The sequence below is a fragment of the Rhodomicrobium sp. R_RK_3 genome, assembly GCF_002198715.1.
In the GTDB taxonomy this organism is placed as follows: Bacteria; Pseudomonadota; Alphaproteobacteria; order Rhizobiales; family Rhodomicrobiaceae; genus R-RK-3.
Genome location: NZ_MWLK01000001.1, coordinates 168029 through 194664, shown reverse-complemented (window position 1 = coordinate 194664; position 26636 = coordinate 168029). Strand labels below are relative to the sequence as shown.

25 protein-coding genes are annotated in these 26636 nt (G+C 64.8%); 6 read left to right on the top strand and 19 right to left on the bottom strand.

The genetic code is table 11. The features are described 5' to 3' along the window. The first annotated feature begins 137 nt into the window (after positions 1 to 137). The 3 genes from BLEFHOIH_RS00875 (at position 138) to BLEFHOIH_RS00865 (ending at position 2881) form a co-directional block, all read left to right on the top strand. Positions 138 to 1025, top strand: coding sequence for a hypothetical protein (locus BLEFHOIH_RS00875; protein ID WP_088342600.1), 888 nt, complete (start codon positions 138 to 140; stop codon positions 1023 to 1025). Positions 1026 to 1043: 18 nt separating this feature from the next. Then, entirely contained in the window at positions 1044 to 1907 is an 864-nt protein-coding gene (kdsA, locus tag BLEFHOIH_RS00870) for a 3-deoxy-8-phosphooctulonate synthase (protein ID WP_088342599.1), read from the top strand. Between the two features lie 101 nt (positions 1908 to 2008). Continuing rightward, the gene (locus BLEFHOIH_RS00865) at positions 2009 to 2881 is read left to right on the top strand and encodes a YiiX/YebB-like N1pC/P60 family cysteine hydrolase (protein WP_088342598.1); all 873 of its coding nucleotides are present in this window, start codon (positions 2009 to 2011) and stop codon (positions 2879 to 2881) included. Between the two features lie 164 nt (positions 2882 to 3045). Here BLEFHOIH_RS00865 and BLEFHOIH_RS00860 read toward each other — a convergent pair whose 3' ends face one another. The 9 genes from BLEFHOIH_RS00860 to BLEFHOIH_RS00820 all read right to left on the bottom strand — a co-directional run bounded on the left by BLEFHOIH_RS00860 (position 3046) and on the right by BLEFHOIH_RS00820 (position 10492). Further along, positions 3046 to 3507: a T6SS immunity protein Tdi1 domain-containing protein gene (locus tag BLEFHOIH_RS00860; RefSeq protein ID WP_088342597.1), complete on the bottom strand. Its 462-nt coding sequence runs from the start codon at positions 3505 to 3507 to the stop codon at positions 3046 to 3048. 195 nt (positions 3508 to 3702) lie between these two features. Continuing rightward, entirely contained in the window at positions 3703 to 4698 is a 996-nt protein-coding gene (locus BLEFHOIH_RS00855; protein ID WP_088342596.1) for a DUF1835 domain-containing protein, read from the bottom strand. A 2-nt stretch (positions 4699 to 4700) separates the two neighbouring features. Beyond that, on the bottom strand, positions 4701 to 5168 hold the full coding sequence (queF, locus tag BLEFHOIH_RS00850) for a preQ(1) synthase (protein WP_088342595.1): 468 nt from the start codon (positions 5166 to 5168) through the stop codon (positions 4701 to 4703). Further along, the gene (locus tag BLEFHOIH_RS00845; RefSeq protein WP_088342594.1) at positions 5168 to 5533 is read right to left on the bottom strand and encodes a 6-carboxytetrahydropterin synthase; all 366 of its coding nucleotides are present in this window, start codon (positions 5531 to 5533) and stop codon (positions 5168 to 5170) included. The genes queF and BLEFHOIH_RS00845 overlap by 1 nt, the downstream gene beginning before the upstream one ends. 60 nt (positions 5534 to 5593) lie before the next feature. After that, positions 5594 to 6232, bottom strand: coding sequence for a 7-carboxy-7-deazaguanine synthase (queE, locus tag BLEFHOIH_RS00840; RefSeq protein ID WP_088342593.1), 639 nt, complete (start codon positions 6230 to 6232; stop codon positions 5594 to 5596). A gap of 113 nt (positions 6233 to 6345) precedes the next feature. Continuing rightward, positions 6346 to 7299 carry an AraC family transcriptional regulator gene (locus BLEFHOIH_RS00835; RefSeq protein ID WP_088342592.1) on the bottom strand — a complete coding sequence of 318 codons (954 nt, stop codon included), beginning with the start codon at positions 7297 to 7299 and terminating at the stop codon, positions 6346 to 6348. Between the two features lie 164 nt (positions 7300 to 7463). Further along, the gene (locus BLEFHOIH_RS00830; protein WP_245296812.1) at positions 7464 to 8132 is read right to left on the bottom strand and encodes an amino acid ABC transporter permease; all 669 of its coding nucleotides are present in this window, start codon (positions 8130 to 8132) and stop codon (positions 7464 to 7466) included. 12 nt (positions 8133 to 8144) lie between these two features. Next, on the bottom strand, positions 8145 to 8885 hold the full coding sequence (locus BLEFHOIH_RS00825; protein ID WP_245296811.1) for an amino acid ABC transporter substrate-binding protein: 741 nt from the start codon (positions 8883 to 8885) through the stop codon (positions 8145 to 8147). A gap of 176 nt (positions 8886 to 9061) precedes the next feature. Further along, entirely contained in the window at positions 9062 to 10492 is a 1431-nt protein-coding gene (locus BLEFHOIH_RS00820) for an MATE family efflux transporter (protein ID WP_088342589.1), read from the bottom strand. A gap of 165 nt (positions 10493 to 10657) precedes the next feature. On the opposite strand from BLEFHOIH_RS00820, the gene BLEFHOIH_RS00815 reads away from it, so the two are divergent. Further along, complete coding sequence (locus BLEFHOIH_RS00815; RefSeq protein ID WP_088342588.1) at positions 10658 to 11254, top strand: TetR/AcrR family transcriptional regulator; 597 nt, start codon at positions 10658 to 10660, stop codon at positions 11252 to 11254. 5 nt (positions 11255 to 11259) lie between these two features. On the opposite strand, the gene BLEFHOIH_RS00810 is transcribed toward BLEFHOIH_RS00815, so the two are convergent. The 10 genes from BLEFHOIH_RS00810 to BLEFHOIH_RS00765 form a co-directional block, all read right to left on the bottom strand. Then, positions 11260 to 13539, bottom strand: coding sequence for a xanthine dehydrogenase family protein molybdopterin-binding subunit (locus BLEFHOIH_RS00810; RefSeq protein WP_088342587.1), 2280 nt, complete (start codon positions 13537 to 13539; stop codon positions 11260 to 11262). Continuing rightward, positions 13536 to 14510 (bottom strand): xanthine dehydrogenase family protein subunit M, encoded by a 975-nt coding sequence (locus BLEFHOIH_RS00805; protein WP_088342586.1) that lies wholly within the window; start codon positions 14508 to 14510, stop codon positions 13536 to 13538. Before BLEFHOIH_RS00805 ends, BLEFHOIH_RS00810 begins: the two co-directional genes overlap by 4 nt. Positions 14511 to 14513: 3 nt before the next feature. Beyond that, positions 14514 to 15167, bottom strand: a complete 654-nt coding sequence (locus BLEFHOIH_RS00800; protein WP_088342585.1) for a 2Fe-2S iron-sulfur cluster-binding protein — start codon at positions 15165 to 15167, stop codon at positions 14514 to 14516. A gap of 126 nt (positions 15168 to 15293) precedes the next feature. Further along, the gene (locus BLEFHOIH_RS00795) at positions 15294 to 16676 is read right to left on the bottom strand and encodes an FGGY-family carbohydrate kinase (RefSeq protein ID WP_088342584.1); all 1383 of its coding nucleotides are present in this window, start codon (positions 16674 to 16676) and stop codon (positions 15294 to 15296) included. Next, positions 16673 to 16990, bottom strand: coding sequence for an L-rhamnose mutarotase (locus BLEFHOIH_RS00790; protein ID WP_088342583.1), 318 nt, complete (start codon positions 16988 to 16990; stop codon positions 16673 to 16675). Before BLEFHOIH_RS00790 ends, BLEFHOIH_RS00795 begins: the two co-directional genes overlap by 4 nt. Next, positions 16990 to 17994, bottom strand: a complete 1005-nt coding sequence (locus BLEFHOIH_RS00785) for an ABC transporter permease (protein WP_088342582.1) — start codon at positions 17992 to 17994, stop codon at positions 16990 to 16992. The genes BLEFHOIH_RS00790 and BLEFHOIH_RS00785 overlap by 1 nt, the downstream gene beginning before the upstream one ends. Beyond that, positions 17991 to 18974, bottom strand: coding sequence for an ABC transporter permease (locus tag BLEFHOIH_RS00780; RefSeq protein ID WP_088342581.1), 984 nt, complete (start codon positions 18972 to 18974; stop codon positions 17991 to 17993). Before BLEFHOIH_RS00780 ends, BLEFHOIH_RS00785 begins: the two co-directional genes overlap by 4 nt. Next, positions 18971 to 20500: a sugar ABC transporter ATP-binding protein gene (locus BLEFHOIH_RS00775; RefSeq protein WP_088342580.1), complete on the bottom strand. Its 1530-nt coding sequence runs from the start codon at positions 20498 to 20500 to the stop codon at positions 18971 to 18973. The genes BLEFHOIH_RS00780 and BLEFHOIH_RS00775 overlap by 4 nt, the downstream gene beginning before the upstream one ends. Positions 20501 to 20580: 80 nt before the next feature. Continuing rightward, positions 20581 to 21573: a rhamnose ABC transporter substrate-binding protein gene (gene rhaS / locus BLEFHOIH_RS00770; protein WP_088342579.1), complete on the bottom strand. Its 993-nt coding sequence runs from the start codon at positions 21571 to 21573 to the stop codon at positions 20581 to 20583. Positions 21574 to 21621: 48 nt separating this feature from the next. Continuing rightward, a complete protein-coding gene (locus BLEFHOIH_RS00765) occupies positions 21622 to 22431 on the bottom strand; it encodes a DeoR/GlpR family DNA-binding transcription regulator (RefSeq protein WP_088342578.1) in 810 nt (269 codons plus the stop codon). Positions 22432 to 22774: 343 nt separating this feature from the next. Between BLEFHOIH_RS00765 and BLEFHOIH_RS00760 the strand changes: the two genes are divergently transcribed. Next, positions 22775 to 24028, top strand: a complete 1254-nt coding sequence (locus BLEFHOIH_RS00760; RefSeq protein ID WP_125461524.1) for a hypothetical protein — start codon at positions 22775 to 22777, stop codon at positions 24026 to 24028. 397 nt (positions 24029 to 24425) lie between these two features. Continuing rightward, positions 24426 to 26528: a bifunctional rhamnulose-1-phosphate aldolase/short-chain dehydrogenase gene (locus tag BLEFHOIH_RS00755; protein ID WP_088342576.1), complete on the top strand. Its 2103-nt coding sequence runs from the start codon at positions 24426 to 24428 to the stop codon at positions 26526 to 26528. Positions 26529 to 26636 lie beyond the last annotated feature (108 nt).

The window sequence follows — 26636 nt, the reverse complement described above, 5'->3', positions numbered from 1 at the left end:
ACCGCTAAGACGCTGGCGGATCAAGCCCGCTGTCGTCCGAATGGCCGTAAAAGCGCTGCAAAAACCTTCAACGGTTGGCGCGGGGGCGCATCGGAGCTATGGTGCCGGTCATTCTTAATTTCGGGTGAGGGCAGGGCATGGCGGCGGCGATTTCGGCGTTTTTGCGCGGTGCGGGCACCGGACTTGCCCTGCTGTTGGGTTTTGCGGGCGCGGCCATGGCCCAGACCGGCGCGGACAGTCTGAGCCGCGCCGACGACGTCGTGACCCAGGCCGACATGGTGGACTTCGCCTCCGGTCTCGTCGGCAAGCCGGTCGCCGTGGCGCGCAGCCTGCCGACGCCGGAGGAGCTGGACCAGAAGGCCAAGCGCATCGCCGCGCTCGGCAGCGGCGCCGACCGGAGCGAGGTCAAGCTGGGCGATATCCGGCTGACGCTGGAGCCGCCCGGCGGCCATTGCTTCCTCGACGCCTCCCAGCCGAGCGACGCCCGGCTCGAAAGCCTGCTCCATTCGATCTTCCGCGGCGAGCTGCGCATGCTCGGCGCCTTCGCCGATTGCGCGCAGCTCAAGAGCTGGCGCACCGGCCAGCGCAAGACCTTGAGCGATTACGGCCAGTTCCTGGTGCCGCTCGATTTCCTCGACAAGAAGCTGGAGGGCGCGGCAAAGCCCTATATCGAGACCATGTGCAAGACGTTGCGCGACAATGGCGGCGAGCTGATAGCGAAAAGCGAAGGCGATGTCCGCCAGCGCTTCGAGCAGGTGCTGGCCGGCGCGAAAATGAACGAGGTGCGCTTTCTCGGCGTGGTTGGCCAGGACGACAATGCCTGCTATTTCGGGCTGATCCAGAATATCATCACCGAGCACGGCGACCCCAAGACGCAGGTCGATGTTTCGGCGATCTCGTTCATCTCGGGCAAGATGGTCTATATCAATCTCTACGCCGTGCATCAGGGCGACGAGACGCTGACCGAGCTGTTCGAGCGGCAGAAATCCAATGTCGAGCGCAATATCCGCGTCAATGGCGGCTGAGCGCCAAGGGAGTGCTATATGGCGAATTCCGCTGATCGGGGTGTTGCGCCCAACAAAACGGTGCGGATCGGCAGCGTGACGCTGGCCAATGACGCGCCGCTCGCCGTCTTCGCCGGCCCCTGCCAGATGGAGAGCCGCGACCACGCCCTGGAAATGGCCGCGGCGCTCAAGGAGATCTGCGCCCGGCTTGGCCTCGGCCTCGTGTTCAAGACTTCGTTCGACAAGGCTAACCGCACCAGCGTTTCCGGCGCGCGCGGCATCGGCCTCGACCGGGCGCTCGGCGTTTTCGCCGAGATCCGCGAGAGCCTTGGCCTGCCCGTCGTCACCGACGTCCACACCGAGGAGCAATGCGCCATCGTCGGCGAAGTCGTCGACGTGCTGCAGATCCCGGCATTCCTGTGCCGCCAGACCGACCTGCTCATCGCGGCGGCGAAGACCGGCCGGGTGGTGAAGATCAAGAAGGGCCAGTTCCTGGCGCCCTGGGACATGAAGAATGTGCTGGCCAAGGTGCTGGCCGTCGGCAATCCCAACGTGCTGCTGACTGAGCGCGGCGCGAGCTTCGGCTACAACACGCTGGTGTCCGACATGCGCGCGCTGCCGATCATGGCCGAGACGGGCTGTCCGGTGGTGTTCGACGCGACGCATTCCGTGCAGCAGCCGGGCGGCCAGGGCACCTCGAGCGGCGGCGACCGGCGCTTCGTGCCGGTGCTGGCAAGGGCGGCGGTGGCGGTCGGCGTGGCGGGCCTGTTCATCGAGACGCATGAAGATCCCGACCGCGCCCCCTCGGACGGCCCCAACATGGTCCCGCTGCGGGAATTCGAGGCGCTGATGCGGGGGCTGATGGCTGTTGACGCCGTGGTCAAGCCGCGCCAACAATCATAAAAAATGCAAAATTAATTCTTCTAACTTCGAGCCATCATCATTTCAGCTTTGGCGCGGTGAAATCTCCCGCGATCCGGGGCGCTATCGTTCGGGTGCACCAAATGTTGCGCAACACACTTTCCCGTCGCGATTTGCTTCAGGGTTTCTCCGCCATATCCGTGCTGGGTTTCGGTACGCGGGCCGCGCTGGCGGCCCCCACGCCGTCGCATCCCCGCGCCGAGCTGTTCCAGAGCGGCGATTTCCTCTGGCCCGCCAAGCCCGGCGCCTTCATTCCGAAATTCGCCCTGCGCAGCATCCAGCCGAGCGCCGAGGCCGTCGCCTGGGAGGAGGAGAAGCGGGCGTTCATCGAGAGAGCGCGCACATCCGGCACAGCGGACGACAAGGCCGCCGCCGACCAGATGGAGCAGCTCACCTTCCAGGATTTCCAGCGCCAATATTTCGAAGCCGACCGCAGCCCCGAGCCCGGCTCGGAGGGGTTGCGCACGCGCGGCATCTCGCCGATGCCGGCAGCGCTCCCGGAAGTTGGCCACGTTGCCCTGATCGAGGTCGACGGCAGCGGCAAACCCTGGGTGATCGAGGCCATGCCGCGCGCCAAATACCGCTATGCATCGCTCTACAGCCGCTTCCCCGACGGCGTCATCCGCACGACCTACGCCGACTGGATCGCCCAGCACAAGGATTACAATGTCTGGCACGGCCGGCTGAAGGAGATCGAAGCCGCCAAGCGCCGCCGCATCGTCACGGAAGCCAGCCGCTTCCTCGGCAAGGATTACTGGTTCTGGAGCTTCAACCTCAGCGATGAGAGCGCGTTTTACTGCTCGAAGCTGGTCTGGGTCAGCGTCTGGAAGGCGGCTGAGCTGGCGCTTGACGGAGACAAGAGCTTTGGGCGGAAGTTCTGGGTGACGCCGAAGGCGCTGGTCTATGCGCAAGGCATGGAGCTGCTGCACAATCCGGGGGTTTATGGGCGGGAGTGAGACCTCCGGGACCTGCGTTAGCCTGGGCAGCGAACCATTAGCGCGTTCAGCGCCATCCGGTAGCGAAACGAGGTTTTCGGCGATCGCTTGGGATGCAGCTGCCACGGCAACAGAGTCCACAAGCGATGCGCCGAGACAATCGGCCGGGTGTGTGAGCTCAATGTTCAATCTACAATGCGTATCTGAATACGGGAGCCATTCGGCAAGTCCTTGGTCTGCACATGGATCGAGGCCGTAAAGCTGATCCACTCACTCCACGAGCACATCCAGATGTTGTCGGTTTGGTACTTTCCACCGAACAGGGGGAGTGTTGTGAAGGCGTAGCATTGACAGGTGGTCGGATTCATTCCTGCCGACCGGCACCGATCCACCAGCGGACGCAATAACCAACCGTCTTCATCATCAAAGCAGCGCTGAAAAAACTCCTCCTTAGAACGAGCGATCTTTGTGATCGAAGCAGCAGATACTTGCAGCATGTGGATCGCGCCGGTGGCATCAGCCAAAAATATATCGGCAAATAGGTTGGCTCCCAAGACACGGCATTGCGCAGGCAAAATGTCCGCCCACCCGCTCAAATCTACGGCGGTCACTTCATCAGGAAGGAAATCCGAGCGGGCATGGTTCATCGCGCACCCATGAGCGGTAAGCCGGCCGACGACAAGCTACGACGCCTCAGTTAGCGTCTTTTATGAGTTTTCGATTACAGCGTTCTTCAGCGAAGTGGGATACCGGTTTGCATCGTGTTAGTTCGATCTGACTCCAGGGCCTAGATCAAGAGGCCCGTTTCGATTCGATTGTAGGTTTAGTGAGCTCTAGGGTCGTCAAATTCTCGGCGCCACCAGGCTCCGGCTGCCCGCATCCCAGCGCCAGCAGCCCTTATTCGTCAGATGCACGCCGCCCATCCAGCGGTCGAGGCGGCGGAAATCGATGGCGTCCTTGCGGCCTGTCAGGGTGGTCATGCCGAGGCCGGTCAGCTTCAGCTCGCTGCCGAGATAAGTGGTGCGCTGCTCTTCGGAAAAGGCCGGCGAGAAATGCGCGATCCGCATCCCCGTCACGAAGGGCGCCGCGCCCGACGAAAGTGAGTCCAGGATGCGCCAAAAGCTCCAGTCGCCCATGAACGGGGCTTCCTCGTTCTCCTCGAAGAAATGGAACAGCGCGACCGGCGTCGCGTGGCCGGTATAGATCATGTCGAGGATGAAGGTTTCCGTGCGCGTCAGGCCGGTGCCGGGCGCGGGATATTCGTCGAGATGGCGCAGGATGGCCGAGCGCAGGAAGGGGAGGGCGGAGGTGTCGTAGCGCAGCAGCGCGACCCAGCTTTCCGGCGTCGGGCTGCGGAACGCGGCCCAGGCGGCTTGCGCGAGGCCGAATTGCAGCTCGCTGACTGGGCGGCGCAGTTTTAGATGCATCCGCAGGCGCGACGGCGTCTCACGGCCGATGAATGTGCCCGCCTGGATCAGCGACAGGCGCGGATGCACCGACGGTTCGCGGCTGAGGAAGTCGAGGATCTGCAAAAGCTGGAGCTGGTCGTAGAGGTCGTGCTCGAACCAGAGGGTGATGTCGGAATAGTCGGCGAGGCTGCGCATGATGGCGTCGCGCTCGGCGAAGGCGGTGTAGATTTCCTGCGGCTCGCCCCAGCCGCCGCCAGCGAGGTAATCGACGCGGATCGCCGACAGCTCCTCGAAACTGTCGGTCAGCGGTACCGGGCCCTCATGCAGAATGTCGCGCCAGCACAGAATGTCGCCGTTGATGCGGGCTTCCCGCATCTTGTCGGCCGCTGTGTCGCCATTGGTGATGATGAGGCTCTTCGTCTGCGGCACAGCTAGCCCCGCCCGCGATAGGGGGCGACGCCCTGGTCCGGCAGCCACAGCCCTTCCGGCGGCGCGCCGGTCTGCCAGAAAATGTCGATCGGGATGCCGCCGCGCGGATACCAATAGCCGCCGATGCGCAGCCATTTGGGCGCGAGGAACGCCACCAGCCGCTTGCCGATATCGAGCGTGCAGCCCTCGTGGAAGGCGCCGTGATTGCGGAACGCGCCGAGATAGAGTTTCAGCGATTTCGACTCGACGATGTAGTCGCCGGGCACGTAGTCGATGACGATATGGGCGAAATCAGGCTGGCAGGTGATCGGGCAGAGCGAGGTGAATTCGGGCGCGGTGAAGCGGATCAGATAGGCATCGCCCGGATGCGGATTGGCGACGCGTTCGAGTTGGGCTTCGTCCGGCGAGGAGGGCAGGGGCACGGTGTGCCCGAGCTGCCGCAGATCGATCTCGTCGCTTCCCTCAGCCATCACACCTTACGCCCCCGGTAGATGCATCCTTCATGACATGAGGGGCGCGAAATGTGAACCTCCCAAAGGCCGGGAATCCGGGGCTCCAGACGGTTCCAGAGAAAGACTGTGATATTTTCCAGCGTCGGCGCGCCGATGCCTTCGACCTCGTTCAAAAACTGGTGGTCGAGCTCGAGGCGCACGTCCTCGATGGAGGCGGCGAAATCGTCGAAATGCACGACGAGGCCGGTCTCGGGATCCGGCTCGCCATCGACGGTGACGCGCACATGGAAGGAGTGGCCGTGGATGCGCGAATTCGGATGCCCCGGCGCGGCGGACGGCAGGAAATGCGCGGCTTCGAATGTGAATTCTTTATAGATCTGCATGGAGCATCTCGGCTGTGGCGCGGCGCGTGGCCGTCATGAGCCGTCAATGTGGTAGCTTGTTCAGGGAATGCCAGCAAGCTTATGCGTCTGCAAAGATAAACGCCAACGCGGATGGGCGAGGCAATAGGCCACGGTCTCGGCCAGATTGGCGGCAAGGCGCGGGCCGTCCATCGGCTGCAGGAAGAAATGGGTGAAGTCGAGCGCTTCGAGGGAGGCCGGATCGGCGTCGGTCTGCGGGTAGACGAATTTAAGCTCGTCGCCCGAGCGCTGCGCCAGCGGCGCGCGGCCCTTCGGGCTGACGCAGATCCAGTCGATGCCGGGCGGCGCGGCCAGCGTGCCGTTGGTCTCGATGGCGATCTCGAAGCCGCGCGCATGGAGGGCGTCGATCAGCGGCGCGTCGAGTTGCAGCAGCGGCTCGCCGCCGGTGCAGACGACGTATGGTCTTCCCCGTATGGCGTCGGCCGGCCAGAGGCCGGCAACCGCTTCGGCCAGCGCCTCCGGGCCGGCGAACTTGCCGCCGCCGGTGCCGTCCGTGCCGACGAAATCGGTGTCGCAGAAGCGGCAGACGGCATTCTCGCGGTCCTGCTCGCGTCCGGTCCACAGATTGCAGCCGGCAAAGCGCAGGAACACCGCCGCGCGGCCCGACTGCGCGCCTTCGCCCTGCAGCGTGTAGAAGATTTCCTTGACGGCGTAGACCATGGACGCAACCTGCCGCTCAACCGGTGCCAGCTCCGGCGGCGTGCTTTGCCCTTTACCACCTCGCGGGGGCGGTGAACAGGATTTCGCGGGGAGGCGAGGCTTGCGCGGACTTCCTAGGAGACCGTCCGGGGCACCCGGAGCCGGCTCGGTGTGAGGCCATAGGCGGCCTTGAAGGCACGGCAAAAGCTGGAACTGTCCGAAAAGCCGCTATTGCAGGCGATGGCGCTAAGGCTCAGCCCGGACGCCTGCTCGCTCAGGATTTGTTGCCTGGCATATTCCAGCCGCTCGCGCCGGATGAAGTCTGCCGGAGTCACGCCCATTGCCGCGAAATGGTTGTAAAGCGATCGCCGCGACAGGCCGAGATCGCGCGCGAGCTGATCCGGGCCATAGGTTTCGTCGGCGATATTGTGCTCGATGAGCAGGCGCGCGCGGCGAAGCCGGGATTGCCTATGCTCGGCGGGGCGCGCTTCGCCGGCGATCTCGTCCGCCGCGGTGAGCACGAGATCGATCAGCGCGTGCACCGCCAGATCGTCGGCCCGGCCGCCATCGGCGTGGCGCAGCAGCGCGGAAGCCCCAGCCGCGGAGGCCGCGATCGCGCCATTGCCCGCGATGACTTGGCAGATCGCTCTCCCGGCTGCCTTACCCCAGGACGGCACAGTTTCCGGATCGAAGGTCAGCACCATGCTTTCGTGTTGGTCCCGCAATTCCAGATGATGCGAGTGAACCATCGGCAAGATCACCAATTCGCCCGCTTTTACGATGAACGAGCGGTTATAATCTTCGTAATAGGTCTCTCCGGCGATTTGCCAGACGATTTTCATGATATTTGTCAGATCCTTGCCGACCGCGCGCCGGCCGCAGGATTCTGCGTTGATCTTCGACGCGTTCACCTGGGCGAGGGTATGCCCGCCTATGATCCGTGTGGTGAGGCTTTGGGCGGCCCCTTCGTCCAGCAGCGCGACGGCTGCCAGGCCGGGAAACACGCGTAACGTATGGGCGACCAACGCCGGCCCGGAGGATACGTCAAGCGAACGGTTACTCGGGCGCATTTCGTAGGAGGCTTTCATTCGTCACCTGGAGTCGAACATATTGCATTATAATGAGCGGCCGGCGCGGGTCGATGCCTGCCGTTACAACTGAAACGCGATTGCGGGCGGAGGCATAGCGTTCCGCGGCTTTTTCCGGCCGGATCTGCCAAATGGCCCACCGATCCGCCCGGCGGCGTGTCCGCCTAACGGCGATAAGCCCGGTTCAGACGGCTCTCGAGCCCGGACTGAACGTAAGACAGCGCCTCGACAATCACCCAATAGATGCAGGCCACCAGGATGAAGGCCTCGAAATAGAGAAAGCTGCCGGCGGCCTCCTTCTGCGCCGATCCCATCAGTTCGGTGACGCCGAGGGTGAAGGCCAGCGAGGTGCTTTTGATGATGTCGATAAAATAATTAACCAGCGTCGGCGCGGCGACGCGGGCGGCCTGCGGCAGGATGATCCGCCGCAGCATGAGCCCCGTGCCCATGCCGAATGCCTGGGCCGCCTCCCACTGTCCCTCATCGACGCCGATGATCGCGGCGCGGATGCTTTCGGCCATGTAGGCGGCGAAATGCAAGGTCAGGCCGGCGATGGCGGCGGTAATGCCGTCGATAGCGGTCAGCGAGGGAAAGAGCTGCGGCAGGCCGTAATAGAACAGGAAAAGCTGGACCAGAAGCGGCGTGCCGCGGAAGAAACTGATGAATACCCGCGTAAGCGGATCCGCAACGGGCAGGTTCAACACCCGAATCACGGCGAGCACCGAGCCGAGCGACAGGGCAAGCGCCATCGCCAATGACGCCATGCCCAAGGTCAGCGGTACATAGCCGAGCAGCACGGGCACCAGCCCGGCCATATATTCAAGGTTGAGCAACCGCCCGCCGCCTTATTTCTGGGTGACGTCGTCGCCCAGCCATTTCTTGGAAATCTCGGTGAGCGTGCCGTTTGCCCGCAATTTGGTGATGGCGGCGTCGAAACGGTCGCGCAGGGCGCGGCCCTTGTCGTCATTGCGGAAGGGCAGGGCGTTCTGAATCTCGGAGAACGGCTTGCCGGCGAGCGCCAGCGGCAGGTTCTTCTCCTTGATGACCTGCGTCGCGCTCACCCGGTCCATGACGAAAGCATCGACCCGGCCGAGCGCGGTGTCCTGCTCGATATTCTTGTCATAGGTGCGGATGGTGATGTCCTTGGCATAGGGAAGCTCGCGCAGAAGCTGCTCGAAATTGGAGCCGAGATTGACCGCCACCGTCTTGCCCTTCAGCGCCTCGACGCCGGTGATGGTGCCCTCATTGCCCTTCTTCACCACGACCTGGGCTCCGTCATAGACATAGGGCTGGCTGAAGGCGAATTTGGCCGAGCGCTCCGGCGTGATGGTGATCTGGTTGGAGATGGTGTCGATCCGGTTCGCCTCCAGCGCGCCGACGAGGCCGGAAAAGCTCATGGTCACGAATTCGACGGTGTCGCCCGTCTCCTTGGCGACGGCGGTGGCGAAGTCGACCTCGAAACCTTTCAGTTTGTCCTGCTCGACGAACGTGAAGGGATAATAGCTGCCGGACATGCCAACGCGAATGGTTTCGGCCGATGCCGGCCCGGCAAGGACCAGCATGGCGAGAACGAGAAATCTTTTCAAAGGAGCCCCCAAGGCGGATTCGCGCGACAGCCGGCAAGCGGCGCCCACACGTTTTACGTCGATAGTGCAGCGTAATCCATCACGACCGGCGGGCCAACGAAGGAATAATGCAGAACTTATTCAGTTCGGCGGGTTGCAACGCCGGACCTTACACGCTTCGCGACAGGTGGTCCGTTTCACCGGATGCCCTCTTCGGCCACCGTCTCCCCCGCCACTTTGGCGACCTGCCTGTCCTCCTCGGTCAGCCGCGTCCGCTTCCAGCCGCCTTGCGCGAACCATAGCGCCGCGACCAGTGCGACGGCGATGTTGGCGATGGGAAAGGACCACCACACACCCGCCGCCTCGAGCGACGTATGCTTGGCGAGGATGTAGGCGAGCGGAAACTGGACCATGAATTGCGACACGAGCGCGATCACCATGGCGATCAGCATGTTGCCGGAGGCGCGGAAGGCGGCGACCATGCAGAGCTGTACGCCCATCGCGCCCCAGGCAAGGCTCATGATGCGGATGAAGCGCGCGCCCTCCGCGATGACCTCGGCATCATCCGGTACGAAGAACGCCACGATGCCGGGCGCCAGCATATAGGCTGCAATACCCGTCAGCGTCAGAACGCCGAAGCTCGTCAGGCCGCCGAGCGTCGTCACCTGCGCGGCGCGCTCGCTATTGCCGGCGCCGATATTCTGGCTGACCAGCGTCGCAACGGCCATGGAGATGCCCATCGCCGGGATGGTGATAAAGATCAGGATGTTCGAGCCGACGCCATAGGCCGCGAGAGAGACGGTTCCGAAGCCCGCCACCAGGAACGACAGCAGCAACGGGCCGAGGCCGCGCGTCGCCAGCTCGATCGAGCCGGGGAAGCCGAGGAAGAAGGCCCGCTTGATATAGGCCGGATCGGGCTTGAAGCCGGACCAGGAGAGCTGAATGCCGTGGCGGCCGCGCAGGAAGATGGTGATGCCGACCGCCGCCGCCAGCGCCTGTGTCGCCAGCGTAGCGAGCGCGGCGCCCATCACGCCCTGTCCGGGCAGCGGCCCCCAGCCGAAGATGAAGAGCGGATCGAGAATGAAATTAAGGAGCACCGTGCCGAGCACGATCAGCAGCGGGATCCGGGTTTCGCCGACGCCGCGCATCAGCGCCTGGAACATGGCGTAGAGGAAGACGAAGATGATGCCGATGAAAGACACGCGCATGAAGCCGAGCGCGCCGTCATAAACATCGGGCGCGACCGCCAGCAGGCCGAGCAGATAGGGCGCGAGCACGAAGCCCGCCGTGCCGAGCACCGCCGAGGTGACGGCGACCATCAGCATCGTCTGCGCCGCGACGTGATTGACCATGTCCTGGCGGCCGGCGCCCATATATTGGGCGGACAAGGTTGCCCCGGCGATGGCGAGTCCCGCCCCCAGCGCGATGACCAGGAACGATACCGGGAAGCTGATCGAAACCGCCGCCACCGCCGCCGCCCCCAGCCGTCCGACCCAGAAGGCGTCGGTGAGCTGATAGCCGGTCTGCAGCAGGTTGCCGAGCATGATCGGAACGGCGAGACGGATCAGCGCGGCGCCGATCGGACCTTCGAGGAAAAGCTGCTGGCGATCCTGTGTGATGGTGCTCATGACCCGACCTTTCCACGCGCGCCGCTCGCCGGTTTACGTTCCGCCTTGAGGCGATTTGGCAAGCGGCCGCCTATAAAAATAGAGCGAGCGTTCTATCTATAAGAGGATTGGCCCCATCGTCAATCGTTGATAGAGTGATCGATCTATTTTTAGGGCGATGCCGCGATGCGCAAGCTGGACCCGGTCAAGCATGAGGAGAAACGGCGGCTCATTCTCGAAGCCGCGGGGCGGTGCTTTGCGCGCAGTGGCTTTCGCGGGGCGAGCATTTCCGACATTTGCGCCGAGGCCGGCATCAGCCCCGGCCACCTCTATCATTATTTTGCCAGCAAGGAGGCGATCGTCGGCGCCATGGCCGAGGCCCGACTTGAGGGGGCGGCGGCACGCTTTGCGGAGATGATCGCGCAGCCTAGCGCGGTCGCCGCGCTCATCGCCGAAATCGACGTGACGACGGCCCGCCATGGGCGCGTCGGACAATTGCTCGTCCTCGATATGCTGGCGGAGGCGGGGCGTAACCCGGCGATGGCCAGCATCCTGGAGGAGCACAGCCGGGGGGTACGGAGGCTGCTGGCGGATTTTCTCAGCCAGTGTCAGGCGCGCGGCGAGATCGACCCGGAGCTCGACCCGGAGCTGGCGGCGGGCGTTCTCCTGAGCGTCATCGACGGCTCCAAGACGCTGACGCTGCGAGACCCCGGCGTGGACATCCAAAAGAGCCTCGACTTGCTCAAGACCCTGATAACGCGGTTCCTGATGCCGCCTGGCTAACGCGCTCAGATCTCCCGGTCGTTGCGGACGAGCTTGGGCAGCAGCTTGTCGAGCGTGATCGGATAGTCGCGCACGCGGATGCCGGTCGCGTTATAGACCGCGTTCGCCACCGCCGCGCCCGCGCCGCAAATGCCCAACTCGCCGATACCCTTGATGCCGAGCGGGTTGCCCTTGTCGTCCTGCTCCTCTAGGAAGACCGCCTCCACGTCAGGAATGTCGGCATGGACCGGCACGTGATATTCGGCGAGGTCGTGATTGACGAACTGGCCGTAGCGGGGATCGACGACATTCTCCTCCATCAGCGCCGCGCCGACGCCCCAGATCATGCCGCCGAGCAATTGCGAGCGCGCGATCTTGGGATTGAGAATATGGCCGGCCGCGAACACGCCGAGCATCCGCCGCAGCCGGATTTCGCCGCTGTCCATGTCGACCGCGACCTCGGCAAATTGCGCGCCATAGGCATATTGCGAGAATGCCTTGTAGCTCGCGCCCGGCTCGGCGGCGCCTTGGGCCGTGAGACCGTCCGGCGCGATCAGAGGCATCAGATCGGCCAGCGTTTCATGCTTGTTGCCGGCCTGGATCTCGCCATTGGCAAGGTTCGCCTCGGTCAGCTCGGCGCCTTCGAAGGGCGAGCCTACGGTTCTCCGCGCGGCCTCGACGATCTTTGCCCGGAGTGCCCGGCAGGCGTAGTGCAGCGCCGTGCCGGAACTCGCGGCGCCGAACGAGCCGCCGGAGCCCGCCGTCTGCGGATAGCGCGAATCGGCCAGCAGCACGGTCACCGCGTCCATCGGCACGCCGAGCGTGTCGGCGGCGATCTGGGTCAGCACCGTGTAGCTGCCGGTGCCGATATCGGTCATGTCGAGCCGGGCGGTGACGCGGCCGTCGGCGCTGATGCTGGCCTCGGCCTTGGCGGGCCGCATCGCATTCGGCCGGATCGTCGCCGACATGCCGATGCCGATCAGATGGCGTCCGTCGCGCACGGAAGCGGGGCGCGGATTGCGCTGGTCCCAGCCGAAGCTTGCCGCGCCTTCCCTCATGCAGGGGACGAGCGCGCGGCTCGAAAACGGCACCTTGCGTTCCGGGTCTTGCGCCGGCTCATTGCGCATGCGCAGCTCGATTGGGTCGAGGCCGAGCTTTTCGGCGAGTTCGTCCATCGCAACTTCGACCGCCATCAATCCGGGCGCTTCGCCGGGCGCGCGCATCCACTCGCCGCGATGCAGGTCGAGCGCGACCAGCCGGTGCCGGGTCAGCCGGTTTGGCGCGGCGTAGAGCGAGCGGCTGAACACGGCGGTCTGTTCGGCGGATTCCTCGTAGCGCGCCGTATGCGACCACACCTCGTGGCCGATCGCGGTCAGCCGGCCCTGGCGATCCGCACCCAGCCGAAGTTTCTGAATGCTCATCGGCCGGAAGCCGGTATTGGCAAACATCTGCTGGCGGGTCAGCGCAACCTTGACAGGCCGCTTCAGCTCGCGCGCGGCGAGCGCGGCAAAGACCGGCTCGGCATGAAGCAGCAGCTTGCTGCCGAAGCCGCCGCCGGTGAACGGGCTGACCACACGCACCTTTTCGACGGGTATCTTCAGCGTGGCGGCGAGCGCTCCCCGCGCATTCGCGATCACCTGCGTCGACATGTAGACGGTCAGCTCGTCGCCCGACCAGAGGGCGAGCGCCGCATGCGGCTCCATCGCCGCGTGGCACTCGTAAGGCGTCGAATAAGTCTGCTCGATCTGCACCGGAGCGGCGGCGAAGGCGCCCTCGAAATCGCCGAGCGTGCTATCGGTCTCATAGCCGGCATTGAGCTTTTCAGGCTTATAGGCCTTGCTGAGATCGGCCGTAAGGTCGAAGGCGCCGGGCTGGCGGTCATAATGCACGCTGATCAGGCCGGCGGCGAAACGCGCCGCCTCAAAACTCTCGGCGACGACGAAGGCGACCGGCTCGTCGTAATATTGCACCGCGCTGCCGGTCAGAACCGGGCGCGGGCGGGCATAGCCGTTGGGGACGACGGGCGGGCCGAACGCGCCCTGCTCGGGCACGTTCTCATGCGTCATGACGTGGACGACGCCCGGCGCCCTGGCGGCGTCGGAGACATCGATGGCGGTGATGCGTCCCTTGCCGATCGCCGCGCCGAGCAGGAAGCCATAGAGCGGCTTGCCGCCCTGGCGCTGCTCATAGGCGTAGGTCGCCTTGCCGGTGACTTTCAACTGCCCGTCGACGCGGTCGAGCGGCTCGCCGATGGGGCCATTGCCGAGCGGCCATTGCGCAAAGCCGGTTGCGGTTTCCTCTGTCATGCGGCCTCCGTCAGAACGCTTTGCACCATGCGCATCGCCAATTCGATCTTGAACTCATTATGGCCGTAGCCGCGCGCGCCCTGCATCGAGGCATCGGCAGCGGCCCGCATCCTTGCTTCCGACGAGCCGCTGCCGCCGAGCGCACGCTCCGCCGCTGTGGCGCGCCAGGGCATCGGGGCGACGCCGCCGAGCGCGATCTGCGCCCCGCCGATGCGCCCGCGCTCCGCGTCGACGATGGCGGCGACCGACACCAATGCGAAGGCGTAGGAGGCCCGGTCGCGGACCTTGCGGTAGATCTGCCGGCCGGGCGGAGGGGGCGGCAAAGTCACTGCGGCGACCATCTCGCCGGGCTGCAGGCTGGTTTCGATATGTGGCGTCGCCTCGGGCAGGCGGTAGAATTCGTCCATCGCGAGATTGCGGCTGCCGCCATCGGGGAGGATGGTTTCGATCCGGGCGTCGAGCGCCGACATGGCGACGGCCATGTCCGAGGGGTGGGTGGCGATGCAGGCGTCGCTGGCGCCGAGCACGGCGTGCCCCCGGTTGAAGCCTTGCATGGCGGAACAGCCGGAGCCGGGTTCGCGCTTGTTGCAGGGCATGTTGCGGTCATAGAAATAGGCGCAGCGCGTCCGTTGCAGCAGATTGCCGCCGGTCGAGGCCTTGTTGCGGATCTGGCCCGACGCTCCGGCCAGCAGCGCCATGGCGAGCACCGGATAGCGGGCGCGCACGCGCGGTTCGGCGGCGAGGTCGCTGTTGCGGACCTGCGCGCCGATGCGCAGTCCGCCATCGATCGTGTCCTCGATCGTCGCGGGCAAACGGCTGATGTCGACCAGATGGGCCGGGTGCTCGATGCCGAGCTTCATCAGGTCGAGCAGGTTGGTGCCGCCGCTGATGAATTTCGCCTCGGGCCTCGCCGCGACGGCGGCCGCGGCCTCGGCCGGATTGCCGGCGCGTTCATAGGTGAAGGGACGCATGGCTCAAGCTCCCCTCGCCACGTCGCCGATGGCGGCGACGATGTTCGGATAGGCGCCGCAGCGGCAGATATTGCCGCTCATGCGCTCGCGGATCTCGGGGCCGGTCAGGGCGATGTCGGTCGCGGCGATATCGGCGCTGACATGGCTCGGCCAGCCGGCCTTGGCCTCCTCCATCATGCCCGCCGCCGAGCAGATCTGCCCGGGGGTGCAATAGCCGCATTGAAAGCCGTCATGTGCGATGAAGGCCGCTTGCAGCGGATGCAGATTGTCGCCCGCCGCCAGCCCCTCGATGGTGGTGATCTCGTCGCCCGGATGCATGATGGCGAGCGTCAGGCAGCTATTGATCCGGCGTCCGTTGACCAGCACCGTGCAGGCGCCGCATTGCCCATGGTCGCAGCCCTTCTTGGATCCGGTGAGGCCGATCTCGTTGCGCAGCGCATCGAGTAGCGTGGTGCGGGCGTCGAGGTCCAGCGGATGGTCGAGGCCGTTGATGTTGAGGGTGAAGGCCGTGGTCGGCAGCGGCGCGGGCGCCGCTGTTTGCGCTGCGGCTCTGGCGGGCGACAGCCCGTCGCTCGCCATCATCAGCGCGGACGCGCCTCCGCTAAATTCCAACATTTGGCGGCGTGTCAGGCCATATTCGCCTGTGTCTTCCATCATCGGCCAACCTCATCTTCGCGAACGGGGGGTTTGGGTCGCCCACTCGATTTGTGCAACGCACAAGGTTCGCAGAGGGTTCAGGTCCGCGCTATTCACGGAAGTGAACATGCCCGTGATTGCAGGGGGTTAGACCGGCGCGCGCCGCAGCGCGTCCTGCCAGGCGCGTGCATATTCGGCCCAGAACGGGCCGGGAGAGTCTACCGCCGCATCCTCGGCAGGGCGGGGCATTCCGATGCGCGGCGGCAGCAAGGCGGCGCCCGCGCAAGGCCCGATACAGGCGGTTTCCGCGATCACCGGGCGGCCGGTCGCGGCGGCGAGCATTTGGGTGAACAAAGCATTGCCGGCAAGCGGGCCGTCGGTGATGGTCGGGCCGTCGGCGCCGATCAATTGCAGGCAGCTTGCCGTCATCATGGCGAGGTAGAAGGAAGCGGCGGCCCGGCGCTCGCCCGGAGGGAGCGCGCCGTCACAGACCCATTCGGCCTTGCGGCGCGGGAATGGGCCGCAGCCGGTCTGCACGGAGGGCAACAGGAATGTCCGCTTGCCGAGCACGGCGGCGACATCCTCGTCGGTGCAGCCCGCGTCGAGCGCGTCGGTCAGGATGGCGAATTCGCGGCCGCCCATGAAGCGCGCGGAGGGAACCGGCTCGCCGAGCGCATTGACGTTGATGAGCGTGTCGCGCTCCGGATCGAGCCTAGCACCCGTGCCGCCGACCGTCATCGCGACCACCCATGTCCCCGTGGAGACCACGGAGAAAGGTGGCCGCCGCGAAAGCAGATGGGGCAGCAGCGAGGCGTTCGAATCGTGGATGCCACAATAGACGGGCGTGTCCGCGCGGAGCCCCGTCGCGGCCGCGATGTCGGGCCGGATGGTGCCGAGGCGATCGTTTGCGGCGCGCAGTGGTGCGAACAGGCGCCGCCAGCCGAGGCGGTCGACGAGCGAGGCATAATCGCGCCTCGCCGGGCACCAGAGATCGGTGTGGGAGCCGAGCGAGGTGACTTCACCCGCAGCGGTCCCGGTCAGCCGAAAGCCCCAATATTGCGGGTACATGACGATGGCCGACACGTTGCGGAAGGCATCGGGGAAGCGTCGTTCCTGCCAAAAGATCTGCGCCGCAAGATTGAGGCCGAGCGGCAGACGCGGCGATCCGGTCTCGGCGAACAGCGAGCGCAGCGCGCCATATTCGGCGGCGAAATCCTCCGGGCCGTCATGCTCATAATCGAGCACCGGCAGCGCCAGTCCGCCCTCGCTGTCGAGCAGCGCGCAGGTCGCGCCATGCGCCGTGACGGTGATGGCGTCGATGCCGCCTTCGCGGTTCAGCCCGGCGAGCGCGTCGAGGATGAAGGCCCACAAGCCGTCAATGTCGTAATGCGGGTACGGACCGTCGCGCCGCACAATGTTCGGCTTGGTGCGCAGCGAGATCTCGGTGAGCCGCGCCGGATCGATCACCGCCACCTTGGCGTTGGTCTTGCCGATGTCGATCACCGCGATCCGGGGCGCGCCGTGTGTCATGGCATGTGGAAGACGGTTTCGAGCGGGATCACGACCGGCTCGTTATCGGGCTTGGTCTCCATGATGTCCGCCATGCGCCGCCACCAGCGCCGCATGAGCTGGTGTTCGGGCAGCATCGCCATCTTGTGGCCGTCACGCCGCCACAGCACGCCGAACAGCACATTGGTCTCGGCGTCGAAATGGATCGAATAATCCGAAATGCCGGCATCGCGCAGCAGCGTCAGCAATTCCGGCCAGATCTCGTCATGCCGCCGCTGATACTCGGCTTTCATGCCCGGCTTGAGCCGCATCTTGAAGGCGTATTTTTCCGGCATCAGGCAAAGCCCTCCCCACGCAGACGGCGCCACAGGATGGGCGCGGCGATCACCGCGATCAGCAACAGGCCAATGAAGATCGACATGACGATGCCCGGCACGTTCACGAGGCCGAATCCGAAGGTCACCATGCCCATGATGAAGGCGGCGATGACGACGCCCAGGATGCTGCCGGAGCCGCCCAGAATGCTGACGCCGCCGAGCACGACCATCGTCACCACCTCCAGCTCCCAGCCGAGCGCGATGGACGGACGCGTCGAGCCGAGGCGCGAGGTGAGGCAGATGGCGGCGATGCCGGACATCAGGCCGGTCAACAGGAACAGGATGAATTTGACGCGCGCGACGCGGATGCCGGAGAACAGCGCGCCGGTCGGGTTGTTGCCGATGGCGTAGACGAGGCGGCCGAAGCTGGTCGCGTGCAGCAGGATGCCGAAGGCGAGCGCGATGGCGGCGAACAGCGCCAGCTCGAAGGAGAACACCCACCAGGCATAGCCCTGGCCGAAATAGGCGAATTCGGAGGGGTAGCCGGTAAAAGCCTGGTCGCCGAGGATGATGTAGGCGATGCCGCGGAAGAGGCTCATCGTGCCGATGGTGACGACGATCGAGGGCAGGGCGAAGCCGGAGACGAGCAGCCCGTTGAAGGCACCGCAGAGGAGGCCGGTGGCAAGGCCGGTGAGCACGAGCACCGGCGTGTCCGCGCCGAATTGCAGTGCGAGGCCCATCGCCGTCGAGGCGAGCGCGATGATGGCGGCGACGGAGAGGTCGATTTCCCCGGCGATGATGAGCAGCGCCATGGCCATGGCGATCATGGCCTTTTCCGTGAAGTTGAAGGTCGCGTCCGACAGGTTCCACGGATTGAGGAAATGAGGCGAGGCCAGAGCATTGACCGCGAAGACGGCGAGCGCCACGGCGATCAGCAGCATCTCCCAGCTTTTCAGCCCGGCGGCAAAGCGGCTCTCCAGCCGGTCCGGAATCACCATCGGGGTGCGTTTGGCGCTGCTCATGCCAAAACCTCCGCCTTGCGCAGAATGATGCGGCGCGCCCGGCCTTCGGCGCGCGCATTGGCGACGACGGCGATGATGATGGCGGTACCGGAAATGGCGAGCTGCCAGAAGGGCGAGACGTTGACCACCGGCAGCGCGTTCTTGATGAGGCCGAGGAACAGCGCGCCGAGCACCGCCCCGCCGACCGAGCCGATGCCGCCCGCGATGGAAATGCCGCCGATGACGCAGGCGGCGATGATGTCGAGTTCGAAGCCGGCGGCGATGTCGACATAGGCCACCGCATAGCGCGAGACCCAGAGATAGCCCGATAGGCCCGCGATGGCGCCCGCCAGGGTGAAGGCGGCAAAGCGCGTGCGGCCGACGTCGATGCCGGCATAGATGGCGGCCGTGGGGTTGCCGCCCACGGCGTAGAAGGCGCGGCCGAGCGGCGCGCGCGTCATCAGCACCGCCATGGCGGCGACGACCAGGAAGGCGATCCAGGACAGCACGGGCAGGCCGAGCAATTCGGCGCGGGCAAAGTCCTTGAAGGGCTCGCTCATCTGGTGGGCGTTGACCCATTCGCCGCCGGAGAGCACGAAGATCAGGCCGCGATAGATGGTCAGGGTGCCGAGCGTCACCACGATGGGCGGAATGCCGAGCTGCCAGACCAGCGCGCCGTTGATGGCCCCAAGCGCCGCGCCAGTCAGGATGGCGAGCGCCAGCAGCGCGCCGACGGGAATGCCGGGCGCGGCGGCGTTCAGCATCGCCGCGACCATGCCGCACAGCGCCAGATTGGCCGCCATAGACAGGTCGATGCAGCGGGTGAGGATAACGGCGGTCTGGCCCAGCGCCAGGATAATGAGGATGGCGGTGTCGTTGAAGATGCGGGCGAGATTTTCCGGGGCCACGAAGCCGGGAAAGCGCCAGGACACCAGCGCCAGCAGCAAGGCGATCGCCCCAGCCAGCAGCGCCTCGCGGGATTTCAGCAGCCGCGCCATCATGCGGCCTCCCGGATGCCGGCGGCGGCGCGCACCAGCATCTCCGCGCCGAGACCTTCGCGCGGCAGGCTCGCCACGATGCGCCCCTCGCGCATGACGATCACCCGGTCCGACATGCCGAGGATTTCAGGAATCTCCGACGACACCATGATGATGCTGAGGCCGCGTGCGGCCAGTTCGCTCATGAAGGCGTGGATGGCGGCCTTCGAGCCGATATCGACGCCCTTGGTCGGCTCGTCGAGGATGATGATCTTCGGCCTTGTCGCCAGCCATTTGGCGATGACGACCTTTTGCTGATTGCCGCCCGACAGCGTGCCGACATCGCGGTCGAGCGCGGCGGCGCGCAGGTTCAGCCGCGCGGTGTATTCGCGGGCCAGCGCAAATTCTTCGGCGAGGCGGATGAAGCCGGCGCGCGAGGTTTTCGCCAGCGACGGCAGCGTGATGTTCTGGAAGATCGGCAGTCCGGCGATGGTGCCCTGCTGGCCGCGCTCCTCGGGGACGTAGACGATGCCCTGGGCGATGGCCTCGGCGGGGGTGCGGATGCGCGCCGCCTTGCCGTCGATGCGCAGCGTGCCGCTAGAGGCCCGCGTGATGCCGAACAGCGCCTGCATGATCTCGCTGCGGCCCGCGCCGATCAGGCCGTAAAAGCCGAGGATTTCGCCGCGCCGCAATTCGAAGCCGATATCCTCGAATTCGGTCGGGTGGCTGTAACCGGAGACGCTGAGCACCGGCGCGCCGATCTCGGCCGCCGTCTTGGGGAAAATCTGATCGACCGAGCGGCCGACCATCAGCCGCACCAGCTCATTGTGATCGGTCTCGGCGGTCATCCCCCCGCCGACGCATTCGCCGTCGCGGAAGACGCAATAGCGGTCGGAGATGCGGAAGATTTCCTCGAATTTGTGCGAGATGAAGAGGATCGCCTTGCCCTCGGCCTTCAGCCGCTCGATCAGCTCGTAAAGCTCGGCGATCTCCTTGTGGGAGAGCGAGGCGGTCGGCTCGTCCATGATGACGATGCGCGCCTCGACCGACAGCGCGCGGGCGATGGCGACCAGATGGCGGCTGGCGAGGCCGAGATCGCGCAGCCGAGTCTCGGGCGCGATGCGGGCGCCGATGCGGTCGAGCAGGGCGGCGGCGTTGCGGCGCATGGCGGGCCAGTCGATCAGGCCGAAGCGGCTGCGCGGGGCGTGGCCGAGGAAGATGTTCTCCGCGACGCTGAGTTCGTCGAACAGCACGGTCTCCTGATGGATCGCCGTGATGCCCGCCGCCGCCGCGTCATGCGCCGCGCGGAAGCTCACCTCCGCGCCGCCGAGGCGGATCGTCCCGGCGTCGGGCTGGTAGATGCCGGTCAGGATCTTGACCAGCGTCGACTTGCCGGCGCCGTTCTCGCCGATCAGGGCGGTGACTTCGCCGGGAAAAATCTCGAGCGCCACGCCGGCGAGCGCGCGCACGCCGGGAAAGCCTTTCGAGATGCCAGAAAGCGTCAACAGGGGCGTCTTCGCCCGGATGGACGTAGAAGGCGCATGAAGCATGGCGCGTGCCGATGGCTCGTGATGGTGGTCAGCTCAGCCGGACGCGGCCCGGCAGCGACGCCGGGCCGGCCACAATCGCCTTAAAAAATCTTGGCGAATTGCTCGACATTGCTGGCGTCGTAGACGAACGGGTCGGCCATCGCGCCTTCATTGTTCTCGTCAAGCTTGACCTTGCCCATGCGGCCTATCGGGATTTCCGCGCCGGGCTTCGCCTCCGCCTTCTTGGCCGCCAGATTGTAGGCGATCATGGTGGCGGAGTAGCCGAGGTCGATCGGGTTCCAGATGGCAAAACTCTTCGAGGCGCCCGACTTCACATGCGCCGCCATCTCGGACGGCAGGCCGAGGCCGGTGACGTTGATCGTCCCGATCTTGCCCGCATCCTTCACCGCCTGCGCGGCCGCGACGATGCCCACCGAGGTCGGCGCGATGATTGCCTTCAGGCCGGGCTGCGACTGGATCAGCCCTTGCGTTTCGCGGTAGGACTTGTCGGCGAGGTCGTCGCCATAGACGGTCGCCACGATCTTGATGCCGGGATAGTTCGGCAAGACCTTCTTCATCTCCGCGATCCAGGTGTTCTGGTTGGTCGCGGTGGCGCTCGCCGAGAGGATGGCGACGTCGCCGCCACCCGGCAAATTGTCCGCCGCCATCTTCACGCACATATTGCCGATCAGCGCGTTGGACGAGGGGTTGAGATGCGCCTGCCGCCCGGCCGGAGCAACGCCGGAATCCCATGAGATCACCGTGATGCCCCGGCTCATCGCCTTCTTCAGCGCCGGGACGAGCGCGTCCTTGTCATTGGCCGAGACGGCGATGGCGTTGACGTTCTGCGCGATCAGCGCGTTGATGGTCTCGATCTGGGCTTCGGCGGTGGTGGCGGTCGGGCCGGTATAGATCACCTCGACATTGCCGAGCTCCTTGGCGGCCTCCTGCGCCCCCTTGTTGGCGGCCTCGAAGAAGCCGATGCCGAGCGCTTTGACGACCAGCGCGATCTTGACGGTTTCCGCGTGAGCGGAATTGACGGAAAGTGCGGACGACAGGGCCGCCGCGACCATGATCTTTTTGATCAGGCTCATTATATTTTTCCTCCCTAGTTTCTTTTTATATGCACGGCGAACGGCGGCTCAGGCGAGCCGCGACGCATCCTCCTCTTTCACCGCCGACGGGGTGGCGACGATCAGTCCGACGCCGGCCGAGGCCAGCATCTTGGCGTCGCGGTCCTCGATGGCGTCATCGGTGATCACGGTCGAGATCCGCGACAGCGGACACAGGATCAGGCTCGACCGCTGGCGGAATTTCGATGAGTCGACCAGTACCACCAGCTCCTCGGCCTGGTCGATCAGCTTCTGTTCGGCCTGGATCAGCATGGCGTCACTCTCCATCAAGCCGAGCGAGGCGAGACCTTGCGCCCCCATGAACATCCTCCGCGCGTAGAAATTACGCGTTACGTCATTGTCGAAGGGCGACAAGATGATGTTTTGCTCGCGATAGATGGTGCCGCCGGGCAACAGTACGGTATTCTTCGAATGGCGCAGCAAATGCTCCGCGATGACGAAGCTATTGGTCAGAATCGGCATCCGGTGGCTGGCCAGGAACTGCACCATCTGGAAGGTGGTCGTGCCGCCATTGATGATGATCGGCTCGCAGCCGGTGCACAGCGCGACCGCCTCCCGGGCAATGGCGCGCTTCCTGGAGGTGTGCAGCGTCTCATTCACGCTGTAGGGCCGCCCGGCCAAGCCGATAAATTGAGGCGGTGAAAGGGCTTCGGCGCCGCCGCGCACACGGCGCAGCTTGTTCTGCATGTGGAGCGCCGCGATGTCACGCCGGATGGTTGCCTCGGATGATCCCGTCAGTTCGACCAGTTCCGGCACCGTCGCGACCGGCTTATCCTGGATCGCCGAAAGGATGATCCGATGCCGTTCTTTTTCGTGCATGAGGCCTCCTGTTTGGCTCTTCATTTAGCGCATTGGTGGAGCTTAGCGTCAATCAATCTCAGTCAAAATTTTCCCGATTATGGATCGGTCGTGGTTGAATTTGATCGTTTCTGATTGACTCCAATATATCCCTGCGACACATTCACCCTTGGGGACTAAGCTCTCGCATTGGGCGCTGAGGGGAGAATATTAATGTCAATAACGTGCAACGGCACGCATCCCGTCATTGTATGGGGTGAAGCTGTCGTCGACTTGAACAGCAAGCTTAACCGCTTGGCTGTCTCCCCCTCATCTCGCCTGACGCCGAGTAGCGCGTCGCCGAGGTGTTTGGAGGGAGAAAACCATGACACAAGCAAGCAAGCTCCTAATAACGGGGGCTGCAGTGGCGCTGATGTGCGGCGCTGCATCTACGACTACGCGAGCGGCGGATCTCGGCAAGGGAGGCGCCAACGACCTTGAGGACCGGGTTGCGGAACTCGAGGCAACGGCCGCCCGCAAGGGCAACCGCGCAGTAACGCTGCAGGTTTCGGGCCAAGTCAATCGCGCTTTGCTGATCTGGGACGACGGCACGGATTCCGACGCTTATGTGGTCGACCCGGATTCGGACGGATCGCGCTTCCGCTTCACCGGCGAAGCCAAGATCAAGCCGGGCTGGAGCGCCGGCTACATCATGGAAATGAATGTTGTCGACTCGGCGTCCAACCGGGTTTCGCAGCTCGATGATGAGGGCCTGAACGAAAGCAACGGCTTCAGCATCCGTCAGAACGCCTTTTATATTGAGAGCGAGCAGCTCGGCCGCGTGACCTTGGGTCAGGCGTCGCAGCCGACCGACGGCATCAACGAAATCGATATCGTCGCGACCTACGCCACGGTTTCGAAGACGCATTATGCCGGCAATTTTCTCGTTCGGACGCATGATGGCGACCTGACCGCGGGCGACGCAAATGGCGTTCGCTGGCAGGACGTCCTCGGCGCGATCGGCGGCACCCAGGAAGACATCATCCGCTATGACAGCCCGTCCATCTACGGGTTCATCGTGTCGGCGAGCTGGGGCGACAACGACATTTGGGACGCATCTTTGCGTTTCGCCAAGGAATGGAACTCGATCAAGCTCGCCGCCGGCATCGGCTATCTCAAGGATAACCGCGACGAGGCTGGCTTCAATATCGACAGCCAATTGTCGGGATCGGCGTCGGCCATCCACGTGCCGAGCGGCCTGTTTGCGACGGTCGCGGCAGGACGGCGGACCTTCGATGACGACAGCCCCGACGCGACCAACTGGTACGTCAAGGGCGGTATCTCGAAGAACTGGACCGGCTACGGCGCCACCACGCTCTTCGCCGATTACGCCCATTTCAATGACTTCGGCGTCGGCGCCCGGCGCGATATAGACGGTTCCGGCATTGGCTCGCTTGATACGATCACCGGCTCCGAATCGAACGTCTTCGGCTTCGGCATCGTGCAAGGCTTCGACTCGGCGGCGCTGAACATCTATGCCGTCGCGCAATTCTACGACACTGACATCGAAGCCAATATCGGCGATGTCAATTCCGACGATCACTTCGCGCTCATTCTGGGCTCGCACATAAAGTTCTAACCGCAAGCAGAAAGAGGCGGGCTCGCTTCTCCCCCGTGGCGATCCCGTCCTCTTAAGTCCTTTACTTGCTGATCCGCCGCGCTGCACTGAGCCGGATGCGGCGCTCGTGCCACAGGCCTTTGGCAGATCGCAATCTTGCCATGATTTGGCCTCGCTTGTCTTAGCAAGATGTTTCCGTAAGCTTTAAATCCTGCCAGGCCGCTGGACTATCGCCAGGGCGTGAGTAGCCGCGTGCGGCTCATTGTCAAACGATCAAAAACGATCACATTCGATCAAATCTACGCAATCTTCCCGTAAGTACCGCCATTTCTGATGGTTTCTGATTGACCGTCTCTGGGCCATTTGAGAGCTTCGTCACAGCATCCCCGCTTTCGCCTTGCCCTCAGGAGGTCCTTCAATGCTCGAGACGCGCATCGGCGCGCGCCTGACCAACCTCTGGAATGACGCCGCCGTCATGCAGATGAGTGAGCCCGAACAGCTCCTCTACCGGTCCAATCTCCTCGGTTCCGACAAACGCATCACCAATTATGGCGGCGGCAACACCTCCGCCAAGCTGCTTGAAACCGACCCGCTCACCGGCGCGCCGGTCGAAGTGCTCTGGGTCAAGGGCTCCGGCGGCGATGTCGGCAGCATGGCCCTCGACGGGTTCGCCACCCTCTACATGGACAAGCTGCGCGGGCTGAAGGCGCTTTATCGCGGCCCCGCGCATGAAGACGCGATGGTCGGCTATCTCCCGCATTGCACCTTCAACCTCAATGCGCGCGCCGCCTCGATCGACACGCCGCTGCATGCCTTCGTGCCGGCCCGCCATGTCGACCACATGCATCCCGACGCCGTCATCGCCATCGCCGCCTCGAAGGACAGCCGCGCCCTGACGCGGGTGATCTACGGCGATGAGATCGGCTGGCTGCCCTGGCGGCGGCCCGGCTACGAGCTGGGGATATGGCTCGGCGATTTCTGCCGCGACAATCCGCAGGCGAAGGGTGTCGTGCTGGAGAGCCACGGGCTTTTCACCTGGGGCGACAGCGCCAAGGATTGCTATGAGACGACGATTCGCATCATCAACCGCGCTATCGAGTGGTTCGAGCAGGAGCGCAAGGGCAAGCCGGCCTTCGGCGGCGAGGCGCGCCGACCGCTGCCCACGCCTGAGCGGCGCGCCATCGCCGCGCGGCTAATGCCGGCGATTCGCGGCCTGATTTCCGGCTCGGAGCGCAAGACCGGCCATTTCGACGACCAACCCGGCGTGCTGGAATTCGTCGCCTCGGCGCAGATGGAGCGGCTGGCGGCCCTCGGCACGAGCTGCCCGGATCATTTCCTGCGCACCAAGATCAGGCCGCTGCTGGTGGATTTCGACCCGGCCGCGCCCGACCTCGACCGCACCATAGCCGGTCTGTCCCCGGCCATCGCGGCGTACCGCGAGGACTACGCCGCCTATTACGAGCGCTGCAAGCACCCCGATTCGCCCCCCATGCGTGACCCCAATGCGGTGATCTATCTCGTCCCCGGCGTCGGCATGATTAGCTTCGCCAAGGACAAGGCGACAGCGCGCATCGCCGCGGAATTCTACGGCAATGCGATCAACGTCATGCGCGGGGCGTCCGCCGTGTCGGACTATGTCGGCCTGCCCGAGCAGGAAGCCTTCGACATCGAATATTGGCTGCTGGAGGAGGCCAAGCTCCAGCGGATGCCGAAGCCCCGGCCGCTCGCCGGAAAAGTGGCGCTGGTGACCGGCGGGGCCGGTGGCATCGGCAAGGCGACCGCCGAGCGGCTGCTGGCGGCCGGCGCCTGCGTCGTGCTCGCCGACATCGACGAGCGCGCGTTGGAAGAGGCCGACGCCGAGCTGGCCGCGCGCCATTCGCCGGACGCGGTGCGCAACATCCGGCTCGACGTGACGCAGGAAGCGCAGGTCGCGCAAGGCTTCGCCTTCGCCGCCGAGCAGTTCGGCGGCCTCGACATCTTGATCTCGAATGCGGGCATTTCCTCCTCGGCGCCCATCGAGGACACCGACCTCGCCGAGTGGCGCCGCAATTCCGAAATCCTGGCGACCGGCTATTTCTTGGCCGCGCGCGAAGCCTTCCGGCTTATGAAGCGGCAGCGGACGGGCGGCGCGATCGTCTTCATCGCGTCGAAGAACGGCCTCGCCGCCTCGCCCAATGCCGCCGCCTATTGCACGGCAAAGGCTGCGGAAATCCATCTCGCGCGCTGCCTCGCCTTGGAGGGGGCCGAGTTCGGCATCCGGGTGAACACGGTCAATCCGGACGCGGTGCTGCGCGGCTCGAAAATCTGGTCGGGCGAATGGCGCGAGCAGCGTGCGGCCGCCTATAACATGCCGCCGGACGGGCTTGAGGAGCATTACCGCAAGCGCTCGCTGCTGAAGCTCAGCGTCTATCCCGAGGACGTGGCGGAGGCCGTCTATTTCCTGGTCTCCGACATGTCGGCGAAATCGACGGGAAATATCCTCAATGTCGATGCCGGAAACGCACAGGCATTCACGCGGTAGGGTGGGTATTATACGAGCCCTTTTCTTGTCATTTCCGCGCCGGCGGGAGTCCAGTACTCCGCAGCGGCCTGGGTGATTAATGGATCCCCGCCTTCGCGGGGATGACAA

Bases quoted from the DNA above. Each gene is read 5' to 3' on its own strand.
- BLEFHOIH_RS00875 (WP_088342600.1), top strand. From the start codon at position 138: ATGGCGGCGGCGATTTCGGCGTTTTTGCGCGGTGCGGGCACCGGACTT.
- kdsA (WP_088342599.1), top strand. From the start codon at position 1,044: ATGGCGAATTCCGCTGATCGGGGTGTTGCGCCCAACAAAACGGTGCGG.
- BLEFHOIH_RS00865 (WP_088342598.1), top strand. From the start codon at position 2,009: ATGTTGCGCAACACACTTTCCCGTCGCGATTTGCTTCAGGGTTTCTCC.
- BLEFHOIH_RS00860 (WP_088342597.1), bottom strand. From the start codon at position 3,507: ATGAACCATGCCCGCTCGGATTTCCTTCCTGATGAAGTGACCGCCGTA.
- queF (WP_088342595.1), bottom strand. From the start codon at position 5,168: ATGGCTGAGGGAAGCGACGAGATCGATCTGCGGCAGCTCGGGCACACC.
- BLEFHOIH_RS00845 (WP_088342594.1), bottom strand. From the start codon at position 5,533: ATGCAGATCTATAAAGAATTCACATTCGAAGCCGCGCATTTCCTGCCG.
- queE (WP_088342593.1), bottom strand. From the start codon at position 6,232: ATGGTCTACGCCGTCAAGGAAATCTTCTACACGCTGCAGGGCGAAGGC.
- BLEFHOIH_RS00835 (WP_088342592.1), bottom strand. From the start codon at position 7,299: ATGAAAGCCTCCTACGAAATGCGCCCGAGTAACCGTTCGCTTGACGTA.
- BLEFHOIH_RS00820 (WP_088342589.1), bottom strand. From the start codon at position 10,492: ATGAGCACCATCACACAGGATCGCCAGCAGCTTTTCCTCGAAGGTCCG.
- BLEFHOIH_RS00815 (WP_088342588.1), top strand. From the start codon at position 10,658: ATGCGCAAGCTGGACCCGGTCAAGCATGAGGAGAAACGGCGGCTCATT.
- BLEFHOIH_RS00810 (WP_088342587.1), bottom strand. From the start codon at position 13,539: ATGACAGAGGAAACCGCAACCGGCTTTGCGCAATGGCCGCTCGGCAAT.
- BLEFHOIH_RS00805 (WP_088342586.1), bottom strand. From the start codon at position 14,510: ATGCGTCCCTTCACCTATGAACGCGCCGGCAATCCGGCCGAGGCCGCG.
- BLEFHOIH_RS00800 (WP_088342585.1), bottom strand. From the start codon at position 15,167: ATGATGGAAGACACAGGCGAATATGGCCTGACACGCCGCCAAATGTTG.
- BLEFHOIH_RS00795 (WP_088342584.1), bottom strand. From the start codon at position 16,676: ATGACACACGGCGCGCCCCGGATCGCGGTGATCGACATCGGCAAGACC.
- BLEFHOIH_RS00790 (WP_088342583.1), bottom strand. From the start codon at position 16,990: ATGCCGGAAAAATACGCCTTCAAGATGCGGCTCAAGCCGGGCATGAAA.
- BLEFHOIH_RS00785 (WP_088342582.1), bottom strand. From the start codon at position 17,994: ATGAGCAGCGCCAAACGCACCCCGATGGTGATTCCGGACCGGCTGGAG.
- BLEFHOIH_RS00780 (WP_088342581.1), bottom strand. From the start codon at position 18,974: ATGATGGCGCGGCTGCTGAAATCCCGCGAGGCGCTGCTGGCTGGGGCG.
- BLEFHOIH_RS00775 (WP_088342580.1), bottom strand. From the start codon at position 20,500: ATGCTTCATGCGCCTTCTACGTCCATCCGGGCGAAGACGCCCCTGTTG.
- rhaS (WP_088342579.1), bottom strand. From the start codon at position 21,573: ATGAGCCTGATCAAAAAGATCATGGTCGCGGCGGCCCTGTCGTCCGCA.
- BLEFHOIH_RS00765 (WP_088342578.1), bottom strand. From the start codon at position 22,431: ATGCACGAAAAAGAACGGCATCGGATCATCCTTTCGGCGATCCAGGAT.
- BLEFHOIH_RS00760 (WP_125461524.1), top strand. From the start codon at position 22,775: ATGACACAAGCAAGCAAGCTCCTAATAACGGGGGCTGCAGTGGCGCTG.
- BLEFHOIH_RS00755 (WP_088342576.1), top strand. From the start codon at position 24,426: ATGCTCGAGACGCGCATCGGCGCGCGCCTGACCAACCTCTGGAATGAC.